The 11,485-nt window shown below is 66.6% G+C and carries 12 protein-coding genes; 4 read left to right on the plus strand and 8 right to left on the minus strand.

Going from position 1 to position 11,485, the window contains the following annotated elements:
* Positions 1-273 precede the first annotated feature (273 nt).
* Entirely contained in the window at positions 274-399 is a 126-nt protein-coding gene (locus tag AC3A3X_RS17580; RefSeq protein WP_487584273.1) for a hypothetical protein, read from the plus strand.
* An 86-nt stretch (positions 400-485) separates the two neighbouring features.
* Here the strand turns inward: AC3A3X_RS17580 and hflD are convergent, their stop codons facing one another.
* The 4 genes from hflD to AC3A3X_RS17600 are packed head-to-tail and all read right to left on the minus strand — an operon-like array spanning position 486 to position 3,256.
* The gene (gene hflD / locus AC3A3X_RS17585) at positions 486-1,085 is read right to left on the minus strand and encodes a high frequency lysogenization protein HflD (protein WP_487584274.1); all 600 of its coding nucleotides are present in this window, start codon (positions 1,083-1,085) and stop codon (positions 486-488) included.
* 14 nt (positions 1,086-1,099) lie between these two features.
* Positions 1,100-2,224: a tRNA 2-thiouridine(34) synthase MnmA gene (mnmA, locus tag AC3A3X_RS17590; protein ID WP_487584275.1), complete on the minus strand. Its 1,125-nt coding sequence runs from the start codon at positions 2,222-2,224 to the stop codon at positions 1,100-1,102.
* Between the two features lie 50 nt (positions 2,225-2,274).
* Positions 2,275-2,754 (minus strand): NUDIX hydrolase, encoded by a 480-nt coding sequence (locus tag AC3A3X_RS17595; RefSeq protein WP_487584276.1) that lies wholly within the window; start codon positions 2,752-2,754, stop codon positions 2,275-2,277.
* Between the two features lies 1 nt (position 2,755).
* Positions 2,756-3,256, minus strand: a complete 501-nt coding sequence (locus AC3A3X_RS17600) for a hypothetical protein (RefSeq protein ID WP_487584277.1) — start codon at positions 3,254-3,256, stop codon at positions 2,756-2,758.
* 106 nt (positions 3,257-3,362) lie between these two features.
* Between AC3A3X_RS17600 and clpS the strand changes: the two genes are divergently transcribed.
* Both clpS and clpA read left to right on the plus strand, forming a co-directional pair.
* Positions 3,363-3,683, plus strand: a complete 321-nt coding sequence (gene clpS / locus AC3A3X_RS17605) for an ATP-dependent Clp protease adapter ClpS (protein ID WP_487584278.1) — start codon at positions 3,363-3,365, stop codon at positions 3,681-3,683.
* 173 nt (positions 3,684-3,856) lie between these two features.
* Positions 3,857-6,136 carry an ATP-dependent Clp protease ATP-binding subunit ClpA gene (clpA, locus tag AC3A3X_RS17610; protein ID WP_487584279.1) on the plus strand — a complete coding sequence of 760 codons (2,280 nt, stop codon included), beginning with the start codon at positions 3,857-3,859 and terminating at the stop codon, positions 6,134-6,136.
* 337 nt (positions 6,137-6,473) lie between these two features.
* On the opposite strand, the gene infA is transcribed toward clpA, so the two are convergent.
* From infA to trxB, 4 genes are all read right to left on the minus strand, one after another.
* Complete coding sequence (infA, locus tag AC3A3X_RS17615) at positions 6,474-6,692, minus strand: translation initiation factor IF-1 (protein ID WP_031372296.1); 219 nt, start codon at positions 6,690-6,692, stop codon at positions 6,474-6,476.
* 98 nt (positions 6,693-6,790) lie between these two features.
* On the minus strand, positions 6,791-7,537 hold the full coding sequence (gene aat, locus AC3A3X_RS17620) for a leucyl/phenylalanyl-tRNA--protein transferase (protein WP_487584280.1): 747 nt from the start codon (positions 7,535-7,537) through the stop codon (positions 6,791-6,793).
* 58 nt (positions 7,538-7,595) lie between these two features.
* Positions 7,596-8,717 carry a GNAT family N-acetyltransferase gene (locus tag AC3A3X_RS17625; protein ID WP_487584281.1) on the minus strand — a complete coding sequence of 374 codons (1,122 nt, stop codon included), beginning with the start codon at positions 8,715-8,717 and terminating at the stop codon, positions 7,596-7,598.
* 159 nt (positions 8,718-8,876) lie between these two features.
* Positions 8,877-9,830 carry a thioredoxin-disulfide reductase gene (gene trxB / locus AC3A3X_RS17630; RefSeq protein ID WP_487584282.1) on the minus strand — a complete coding sequence of 318 codons (954 nt, stop codon included), beginning with the start codon at positions 9,828-9,830 and terminating at the stop codon, positions 8,877-8,879.
* Positions 9,831-10,119: 289 nt separating this feature from the next.
* Here trxB and ald point away from each other — a divergent pair, with 289 nt between their 5' ends.
* On the plus strand, positions 10,120-11,190 hold the full coding sequence (gene ald, locus AC3A3X_RS17635) for an alanine dehydrogenase (RefSeq protein ID WP_487584283.1): 1,071 nt from the start codon (positions 10,120-10,122) through the stop codon (positions 11,188-11,190).
* Positions 11,191-11,485 lie beyond the last annotated feature (295 nt).

Consider the following 11,485-nt stretch of genomic DNA (forward strand, 5'->3'; position numbering starts at 1 on the left):
ACCATGCAACGAAATGCCGAAGCGTCGTCCGCCGGGCCGGGGATTGCGCAGCAGTGGGCCATGGATGGCCCACGCCCCGCCCGGCGGACGACGCCGCTCCGCAGACGCAAGCCCGAAAGCACGAACAGCCGCCAATCGCCGCCAACAGCCCCAAGGACTGTGCCGTTCATCGCTAACCTCGAACCTGGCCGACCCTGCGCATCCAGTGCGTGACAACAGTCAAGGACTTGCGTCGCGCACTGTCGTTTCATCGCGCGCAGTCAGGGGGACAACATGAAGACGCACAAGGGGACCGATCGCGTCGAACAGGCGCTGCGCTGGATGCTTGCGCTGGCATTGATCGCGGCCGTGTGCTGGGCCTGGGGGCAGAGCGGCGGGGCGCTCCTGCCGCTGGCCTGAACCGCGCCGCCTCGTGTAGGAGCGAGCTTGCTCGCGACTGGCGTATCAGACGCCTGGTCGCGAGCAAGCTCGCTCCTACAAGGTACTTAGCCCAGGTGGTCGTTGACCGCCGACAGCAACTCGCGCCGGCGCAGCAGGAAGTCCCACAGGCTGCCGCCGCACTGGCGCCACAGCACCGCCGAGCGCACGGCGGCGAGCAGGATCGCGCGCACCTCGGCCACCACAGTGGCCTGCCCAAGATAGTGCGGGTTGCCCTGCACCAGCACGCGCGGACGCAGGTGGCTCAGGGTTTCCGCGTACAGGCTGCCCAGGGCATTCATCACGTCCGGATGGCTGCTGCCACTGCGCTCGGCGTTGCCCGCCTGCGCACGGATTCCGGCCTGCACGCGCTGGGCCATGTCGTCGTCGCGGACAAAGCGGCGCTCCAGCTGCAGCACCGCCAGCACCAGGCGCGGCAACTGCTCGTCGCGCTGCTGGTTGCTGAAATAGTCGCGCAGCAGGGCCAGCCCCGGTCGCACCGCCTCGATGCCTCCATAGATCGCAGCGGGCGAGGGCGAATCGATCCGGAAGACCGAATCCATCGCGGTGCCGAGGATGGCGGCATTGGCTTGGCCGGTGTCGGCAACGCGCCGCACCTGCGCCAGCGCCTGCACCAGACCGGCCAGCGCCAGCACACGGGTGGACATGGAATTGCTTTGATTCATGCAGCTTGGGCCTTCAATCGTTCTTCCAGCGGTGCATCGGTGGTGGCAATGACCGCGCCACCCAGGCAGACGTCGCCGTCATAGAGGACCAGCGACTGTCCCGGCGTTACCGCACGTTGGGGGCGCGCGAAGCGGACTTCCAGTGTGCCGTCGTCGCGCACGCTCACTTCGCAGGCCTCATCCTTCTGGCGATAGCGGGTCTGCGCGGTGCACGTGAAGCGCGCCGACGGCGCCGCGCCGGCGATCCAGTGCGCCGGTTCCGACCACAGCGTGTGCGACTGCAGCCAGGGGCTGTCGGCGCCCTGGTCGACGTAGAGGACGTTGCCGGCGACATCCTTGCCGACCACGTACCATGGCGCCGCCTCGAAGCCGCGCACGCCACCGATGTTGAGACCTTCGCGCTGGCCGAGGGTGAAATAGAACACGCCGGAATGGCGGCCGATCACCTGGCCCCCGGGAGTACGCATCTCGCCTTCGCGTGCCGGCAGGTAGCGGCCGAGGAACTCGCGGAAATCGCGCTCGCCGATGAAACAGATGCCGGTCGAGTCCTTCTTGGCCGCAGTGGGCAGGCCGGCGTCGAGTGCCATTTGCCGCACGTCGCGCTTGATCAGTTCGCCCAGCGGGAAACGGGTCGCCGCCAGCTGCGCCTGGCCGAGCTGGTGCAGGAAATAGCTCTGGTCCTTGCTGCGGTCCACCGCGCGCAGCAGCAGGTGGCGGCCGGCGGATGCCTCGACCCGGGCGTAGTGGCCGGTGGCGATGTACTGCGCGCCCAGGTCGCGGGCGGCGTCGAGGAAATGCTTGAACTTGATCTCGCGGTTGCACAGCACGTCGGGGTTGGGCGTGCGACCGGCGGCGTACTCGGCCAGGAAGTGCTCGAACACGCCGGCCCAGTACTCGCCGGAGAAATCGCGGAAGTGGATCTGGATGCCGAGCCGGCCGCTGACCGCGACCGCATCGCGGCGGTCGTCCTCGGCGCGGCAGTCGCCACTGCCGTCATCGGCCCAGTTCTGCATGAACAAGCCGGCGATCGGTTCGCCCGCATCGCGCAGGTGCAGCGCGGCCACCGAGGAATCGACCCCCCCGGACATGCCGACGATGGTTCTTGCCTGTGCCGCACTCATGTCGGCGTGCTCATGTCAGCGTGCTCATATCAGCGCGATCACGGCCTTGCTCATGCCAGGTGCTGGGCCAGCTCCAGCGGGTACCTGTGCCCCGCCAGGAAGTCTGCCGCCGCTCGCCACACCAGCGGGCTGCGGTGGCGCTCCCGGGCGACCTGCAGCTCGCTGGGTGTCATCCAGACCGCGCGGACGATGCCGTCGTCCAGCGGTCGTGCAGGATCGTGCCTGACCGGTTCGGCGGCGAAGGCGAAGCGCAGGTAATGGCGCCCGCCGCTGCCGTCGCCGTTGACCGGGGCCTTCCATTGGTAAGCGCCGACGAAGGCGGTGAGGCGGACGTCCCAGCCGGTTTCCTCCAGCGTTTCCCGCAGCGCGGCTTCGTGCAGGCTTTCGTCCGGCTCCAGGTGCCCGGCCGGCTGGTTGAGCACCAGTCGGCCGCCGACCGACTCCTCCACCACGAGCAGCCGGCCGCCGTCGACCACCACCGTGGCCACGGTCACGTCGGGTTGCCAGAACCGGCCTTCGCGGTAACTCATTTCAGAATTCGTCCTTGCCCTGGGTCAGGGCCGCTTCCATCTGGTCGGCCGAGCGCAGCACGAAGTCGAGCGCATCGTCCAGCTCAGCGGCCGCGGCGTCGGCGGCGATCTTGACCACGAACACCGCCATGTCGCCCTGCTTGACCCACCCGCCGAGCTTGCTCGACTGGCTGTCCTCCAGCAGGCGATTGGCGACGTCGACCGGGAACTGCGCCGCCGAGGCGCGATACGCCGGCGACCAGATCTCGCGAACCTCGAGGTTGCCGAAGGTCTCCGTCGTCGAGAGCACGTAGGCCAGCTGGCTGCGCTTGTCGTCGACTTCGAAGGTCAACTTGTAGTCGCCGTCCTCGTCCACCTCGTAGCGGTACTCCAGGCCGTCCAGCTGACGGGCGATGAGCGCGTCGGAGACAGGATGCTGCGTTTCACCAGCAGGCACACCGGTGTCGGCGGCCAGGGCCGGCAACGATGACAATGCGATCAGCATCGCAGCAAGCAGACGCATCGGGTTTGGCTCCTGGGCTATTGAAAGCGGGGAATCTGCAGCATTGTGCCGGCGCCCGGGCATGGGCGTCCACGACCGGCAGCGGCCCGGGCCCTATAATTCCGCCATGGCCAAACAGACCGAACACGAACAACACCATGGCGTGATGGTGGAAACCGGCAAGCCGGAGGTGGCCCGTCCGCCCCTGTATTCCGTCCTGCTGCTGAACGACGACTACACCCCGATGGACTTCGTGGTCGAGGTGCTGATGCGCTTTTTCGCCATGAACGCCGAAAAAGCCACCCAGATCATGCTGCACGTGCATACCCGCGGCCGCGGTGTGTGCGGGGTTTTCACCCGCGAGGTCGCAGAATCCAAGGTGGCGCAGGTGAACGAATTTTCAAGGCTCAACCAACACCCCTTGCTGTGCACGATGGAAAAGGCCTAAAAGTTCTGCTTAGCACGTCTCGACCAGTAAGAAGGGTGGAACCAGTCGCGGCCGCGGCCGGTCCAAGACATTGAGGTCAGGGAAGGGACTTGCGGCGGGCCTTTCAGGCGGCATGGAATTCGCCGGTCCCACCCCCATCTAGGACGGCAGTAGTTTCCGGAGGCTCTCGCCCCATGTTCAGCAAGGATCTCGAATACAGCATCGGCCAGTGCTACAAGCGCGCCCGCGAGGCGCGCCACGAGTACATGACGGTCGAACACCTGCTGCTGGCGCTGCTCGACAACCCGTCCGCCGAGGCCGTACTGAAGGCGTGCGGGGTCGACTTCCCGCGCCTGCGCACCGACCTGGAACAGGCCATCGCCACCTCGGTGTCGGTGCTGCCCGAAGACGTCGACCGCGACACGCAGCCGACCCTGGGTTTCCAGCGGGTGCTCCAGCGTGCGGTCTACCACGTCCAGTCCTCGGGCAAGAAGGAGGTCACCGGCGCCAATGTGCTGGTGGCTATTTTCGGCGAGAAGGATTCGCACGCGGTCTACTTCCTCAACCAGCAGGACGTCGCCCGCCTCGACGTCGTCAATTACATCTCCCACGGCATCGCCAAGCAGGGCGGCGAGGAATCCTCGCGTTCGCAGGAAGAGGGCGAGTCGCCCTCGGGTGAAGGCGAGGGCGAAGGCAAGGGTGACGCCCTGGCCGAGTTCGCGGTCAACCTCAACCAGCTCGCCCGCGAAGGCAAGATCGACCCGCTGGTCGGCCGTGCCGACGAAGTCGAGCGCACCATCCAGGTGCTGTGCCGCCGCCGCAAGAACAACCCGCTGTACGTGGGCGAGGCCGGCGTAGGCAAGACCGCGATCGCCGAGGGCCTGGCCAAGCGCATCGTCGACGGCGACGTGCCGGACGTGCTCGCCGACGCCACCATCTACGCCCTCGACCTGGGCGCGCTGGTGGCCGGCACCAAGTACCGCGGCGATTTCGAGAAGCGCCTGAAGGCGGTGCTGACGCAGCTCAAGAAGCTGCCCGAGGCCGTGCTCTTCATCGACGAGATCCACACCATCATCGGCGCCGGCAGTGCCAGCGGCGGCACCATGGACGCCAGCAACCTGATCAAGCCGGCGCTGGCGTCGGGCGACCTGCGCTGCATCGGCTCGACCACGTTCCAGGAATACCGCGGCATCTTCGAGAAGGACCGGGCCCTGGCGCGACGCTTCCAGAAGATCGACATCGTCGAGCCGACGGTGGGCGAGGCCTACGAGATCCTGCAGGGCCTCAAGCCCAAGTACGAGGCGCACCACGGCGTGACCTACGCCGACGACGCGCTGCAGGCGGCGGTGGACCTGTCGGTCAAGCACATCGGCGACCGCCTGCTGCCGGACAAGGCCATCGACGTGATCGACGAGGCCGGCGCGCGGCAGCGGTTGCTGGCGCTGGACATCCGCAAGAGCCTGATCGACGTCGAGGAGATCGAGACGATCGTCGCCAAAATGGCGCGGATCCCGACCAAGCAGGTCAGCGCCTCCGACAAGGACGTGCTGCGCAACCTCGAGCGCAACCTGAAGATGGTGATCTTCGGCCAGGATCCGGCGATCGACACGCTGACCTCGGCCATCAAGCTGGCACGCTCGGGCCTGTCCAATCCGGACAAGCCGATCGGCAACTTCCTCTTCGCCGGTCCCACCGGTGTCGGCAAGACCGAGGTGACCAAGCAGCTGGCGCTGCAGCTGGGCATCGAGCTGGTCCGCTTCGACATGTCCGAGTACATGGAACCGCATTCGGTCAGCCGCCTGATCGGTGCGCCCCCGGGTTACGTCGGTTTCGACCAGGGCGGTCTGCTGACCGAGAAGATCGTCAAGACGCCGCACTGCGTGCTGCTGCTGGACGAGGTCGAGAAGGCGCATCCGGACATCTTCAACATCCTGTTGCAGGTGATGGACCGCGGCGTGCTGACCGACACCAACGGTCGCGAGGCCAACTTCAAGAACGTGATCCTGGTGATGACCACCAATGCCGGCGCGGCGCAGGCGGCGCGGCGCACGATTGGCTTTACCCAGCAGGATCATTCGACCGATGCGATGGAGGTGATCCGCCGCAGCTTCACGCCGGAGTTCCGCAACCGCCTCGATGCGGTGGTGCAGTTCCAGGCGCTGGGCTTCGAGCACATCCTGCGCGTGGTCGACAAGTTCCTGATCGAGCTGGAGGCGCAGTTGCACGACAAGGAGGTGACGCTGTCGGCGACACCGACCGCGCGCGACTGGCTGGCCCAGCATGGGTTCGATCCGCTGATGGGTGCGCGCCCGATGGCGCGGGTGATCCAGGACAAGATCAAGCGCCCGCTGGCGGACGAGCTGCTGTTCGGCAAGCTGGTCAACGGCGGCCGCGTCAGCATCGACGTCAAGGACGACGAGCTGGTGGTCGAGGCGCAGGCCGAGCCGGAGAAGCTGTTGCCGGCGACGGTGTAGGTCTCGGGGCCTTGGGGCCTTGTCTTCGGAGAGGCGTCGTCCGCCGACCCGGGGATTGCTCCGCCCCTTAGTCGGACATCCTGTCCGAATGCGGGGCGTGGGCCATCCATGGCCCACTGCTGCGCAATCCCCGGGTCGGCGGACGACGCTCCAGCGATTCATTGCCCGGTCTTCGTATGAAAGCCGTCGTTCCCGCGAAGGCGGGAACCCATGGACGTTGCTCGTTGACCGTCATTCCCGCGTAGGCGGGAACCCAGTGACTTTGCTTTCGCAACAAAAAAGGCGGCCCATGGCCGCCTTTTTTAATTCAATGGCTTACCGCCTGCTTTATGAAGTATTACTTCATGCGATAAGTGATACGACCCTTGGTCAGGTCGTACGGGGTCATTTCGACCTTCACCTTGTCGCCGGTCAGGATGCGGATGTAGTTCTTGCGCATGCGGCCGGAGATGTGGGCAATGATCTCGTGCCCGTTTTCGAGGCGCACCCGGAACATGGTGTTCGGAAGGGTTTCCGCCACCGTGCCCTCGAATTCGATCACGTCGTCTTTTGCCATGTGGTTCCTGAAATGCGTGGAGCGCCCGTGCCTCAGGATGAGGGACGGAACGAAGCCCCGTATTTTGCCATGCGCGCGCCGCCGTTGCAAAAAAACGGTTAATCGGGCAGCAGATCGGCCAGTCGGCACGCGGGCCAGTCGCCTACGCGGGCGCTCCAGCGGCCGGGGAGGCCCTCCAGTGCCGCCATCTCGGCCACCCGCGCGACGAAGGTTTGGCGCGGCCAGGATTGGGCACCCAGGCTCAGCAGGTGCGGGTTCTCGACCTGGGCGTCGATCAGCGGCCAGCCCCAGTCGTGCAGATGGCGGGCCAGCGCGGCGAGGGCGACCTTGGAGCCTCCGGACTGCGCGCTGAACATGCTCTCGCCGTAGAACATCCGGCCCACCGCCACGCCGTAAATGCCGCCGACCAGGTGCTCGCCGGCGAAGACTTCGAACGAATGCGCGTGCCCGAGCGCGTGCAGGCGGCGATAGGCGACCTGCATTTCGCGGGTGATCCAGGTGCCGCGCTGGCCGGGTCGGCGGATGCGCGCGCAGAGTTCGACGACTTCTTCGAAGGCGGTGTCGGCGCGGACCGTCCAGTCGCTGCGGCGCAGACCGCGGCGGAACTTCGAGGACAGCCTCACGCCGTCGGTTGCGAAGACCGTGCGCGGATCCGGGCTCCACCACAGGATCGGCTGGCCTTGCGAGTACCAGGGGAAGATGCCGTGCCGGTAGGCGTTGAGCAGGCGCAGCGGCGAAAGGTCACCGCCGACCGCGAGCAGGCCATCGGGCTGGCGCAGAGCCTGCTCCACGGGCGGGAAGGGCGCCTCGGGATCGTCTGGTAGCAGGGCGGGCAAAGCGGTCATGGTGGCGATGATGCATCGGCGGCAAGCCATTGTCGTGCCGAGCGCAGCGCGGGGTGTTCTAGTCCTTGAAAGGCGAGTGTCCGACCAGTGTCGCCGCGTATCTGCGTACCGCGGCCGACTCCTGCGTGCACCAGTCCCGCAATGCCGCGCGGAACTGCTCGTCCGCCACCCAGTGCCGGCTGCGCACGATCGTAGGCAGGAAGCCGCGTGCGAGTTTGTGCTCGCCCTGTGCGCCGGGCTCGAAACGAGTCAGGCCGTTCGCGAGGCAATAGTCGATGCCCTGGTAGTAGCAGGTCTCGAAGTGCAGGCCCGGCGCTGTCTCGCTGGCGCCCCAATAGCGGCCGTACAGGGTGTCGCCGCCGCGCAGGCAAAGCGCGCCGGCGACCGGGCGGTCATCGCGGATCGCCAGGAACATCACCAGCGAATCCGGCATCGCACGCGTCAGGTGGCGCAGGAAGCCGAGCGTCAGCGCGGGGCGGTTGCCGTACTCGGCGAACGTCTGCAGGTAGAAGCCGTGCATCGCCGCCAGGTCGTCGTCGCTGGCATCGCGGCCTTCAACTACGCGGAACGTCACTCCGGCACGGGCGACCTTGGCCCGCTCCTGGCGGATGTTCTTGCGGTGCTTGTGGTCGAACGCGGCCAGGTAGTCGTCGAAGTCGCGCCAGTCGCGGTCGTTGCGCCAGTGGTACTGCACGTCGATCCGCGACAGCCAGTCGCGGTCGAACACCGGATCCTCGTCATCGCGATGGAAGTTGACGTGCACCGACGACAGCGCATTGCCCGCACACAGGTCCGCCAGCGTGCGGGCGAGTTCGGATTGACGGTCGAATTCGCGGGCGAGCAGGCGCGGTCCGGTGACGGGCGAGTAGGGCACCGCGCACAGCCACTTGGGGAAGTACTCCAGCCCATGCTGCGCATAGGCGTGTGCCCATGCGTGATCGAAGACGAACTCGCCGTGCGAGTTCTCCTTCAGGTAGGCCGGAGCGGCGGCAACGAGGTCCGCGCCCTCCCACAGGGTCAGGTGCTGCGGCGTCCAGCCCCATTGCGTGCGCAGGCAGCCATGCTGTTCGAGCCCGCTGAGGAAGGCATGGGCGACAAAAGGGTTGCTGCCATCGTGCAGGGCATCCCACTGCGAGGCGGGGATGTCCGACAGCGAGGTGATGATGCGCGGTGCAGTCATCTCAACCGGCTGCCGCCCACATCTGTAGGAGCGAACTTGCTCGCGACCAGCCATCTGCCTGCGGAAAGGTGGCGATCGCGAGCAAGCTCGCTCCTACGAAAGGCGCAGGGACGGGGGCGGTGTCCATTGCATGAACCACCACCTCCCCGTCCTCCAGCATCAACCTTCCTTGTCGAGGAACTTCTCCGCGTCCAGCGCGGCCATGCAGCCGAAGCCTGCGGAGGTGATGGCCTGGCGATAGACCTGGTCGGCGACGTCACCGGCGGCGAACACGCCCGGCACCGAGGTCTGCGTGGCGTTGCCTTCCAGGCCGGTGCGGATGGTGATGTAGCCGTTCTTCATCGCCAGCTGGCCTTCGAACAACGAGGTGTTCGGGGTATGGCCGATGGCGACGAACAGACCGTGGATCAACACCTCGCGGGTCGATCCATCCTGCACCGACTTCACGCGCAGGCCGGTCACTCCGGCATCGTTGCCGAGCACTTCGTCGACCTCGTGGTGCCAGATCGGTTCGATCTTGCCGGACTGGATTTTCGCGAACAGCTTGTCCTGCATGATCTTCTCCGCACGCAGCGTGTCGCGGCGGTGCACCAGGTAGACCTTGCGGGCGATGTTGGACAGGTACAGCGCTTCTTCGACCGCGGTGTTGCCGCCGCCGATCACCGCCACGTCCTGCTCCTTGTAGAAGAAGCCGTCGCAGGTGGCGCAGGCGGACACGCCGCGGCCCTTGAACAGCTCCTCCGACGGCAGGCCCAGGTACTTGGCCGTGGCGCCGGTGGCGATGATCAGGGCGTCGCAGGTGTATTCGCCGCTGTCGCCGACGAGCCTGAACGGCCGCGAGGACAGGTCGGCGGTATGGATGTGGTCGAACACCGTCTCGGTGTCGAAGCGCTCGGCATGCGCCTGCATGCGCGCCATCAGGTCCGGCCCCATCAGCCCGTGCGCATCGCCGGGCCAGTTGTCGACTTCGGTCGTGGTCATCAGCTGGCCGCCCATCTGCAGGCCGGTGATCACCAGCGGCTTGAGATTGGCGCGCGCGGCGTAGACGGCCGCGGTCCAGCCGGCCGGGCCGGAGCCGAGGATGATGACGTGGGAGTGCTTCGATGGGGTCATTGGTATAATCGCGGGCTAATGGATGAAGAGGCGTTGGCGAGGTTGCAGCCATACGCCGGCGTGTGTCGGGTCGTCGAAGCCATAGCTTGGAGGCGGCACCCCGGCAAAACAAGGCGAGCTGCATGGATGCAATGTTGCACTGCGCCGTGAGCCCTGTCTGGCTTGTGAAGGACAATAGCGGTACGCGCCGCACATGCGGCGCTTTTTTGCGTCATTCCCCTCGCAATCGCCCGCGCATGCCCGCGTGGGGGGTTCAACACTTGCATCAACATTCGAAGAAGGTAGAGACATGCGGATCGGCGTTCCCAAGGAAACCAAGACCCTCGAAGGGCGCGTTGCGCTCGTTCCGGCAGCTGCCGGCGACCTGGTCAAGCGCGGCCATGAGGTCTGGCTCGAGAAGGATGCCGGCATCAAGTCTGGCTTCACCGACGAGCAGTACACCCAGCTGGGCGTGAAGATCGCCGCCGATGCAGCCGACCTCTACGAGAAGGGCCAGCTGATCGTGAAGGTGAAGGAGCCGATCGCCGGCGACCTCAAGCACCTGCGCAAGGATCATCTGCTGTTCTGCTACCTGCACCTGGCTGCAGAGCCGGAGTTGACCAGGCACCTGCTCGACATCGGCCTGACCGGTATCGCCTTCGAGACCGTCGAGCTGCCCAACGGCGACCTGCCGCTGCTGGCGCCGATGTCGGTCATCGCCGGCAAGATCGCTGTCCAGGTCGGCACCCACCTGCTGCACCAGCCCGAAGGCGGCAAGGGCAAGCTCCTGGGCGGCCTGCCGTCGACCGAGCGTGGCAAGGTCGTCGTGTTCGGCGCCGGCCAGGCCGGCAGCGCCTCGGCGGCCCTGGCAGCGGCCGGCGGCTCGAACGTGGTCGTGTTCGAAATGCGCCAGGACCGCATGGACCAGATGATGCGCCTGGGCAACAACGTCACCACCCTGTACCCGTACGCCGACGTTGTCGCGCGCGAAGTGGCCTCGGCCGATCTGGTCGTCGGCGCGGTGCTGGTCACCGGCGCACGCGCTCCGCACGTGCTGACCCGCGAGATGCTCAAGGGCATGCAGGACGGCAGCGTGGTCGTCGACATCTCGATCGACCAGGGCGGCTGCTTCGAGACCTCGCGTCCGACCACCTGGAAGGAGCCGACCTACGTCGAAGAGGGCGTGACCCACTTCTGCGTGACCAACATGCCCGGCGCCGTGCCGCAGACCAGCTCGCAGGCGATCTGCGCGGCGATCCTGCCGTGGGTCAACAAGCTGGCCTCGGGCGACGCCTGGCGTCAGAACCAGGCGCTGGTGCGCGGCATCAACGTCGAGGGTGGCAAGCTGGTGCACCCGGCGCTGCAGGGCATGAACGTCTAAGCCCGCCAGCCGCCATTGCGGTATCGAACGGGGAGGGCCGGGTGACCGGCGCTCCCCGTTTCGTTTGGTTCTTCCAGCACTGCGTTCGGGACGGTGCATTGGGCATTCGTCTGCGGAACGGCGTCGTCCCCGCCTTCGCGGTGATGACGGTTTGCAGGTGCTGTCGAAGACCGTGAAGCGACATGGCAGAGCGGCGTCCGCCGGGCCGGGGATTGCGCAGCAGCGGGACATGGATGTCCCGCGCCCCGCCTTCGGACAGGATGTCCGACGAAGGGGCGGAGCAATCCCCGGCCCG

This window comes from Lysobacter sp. Soil_N_23 (genome assembly GCF_057656135.1).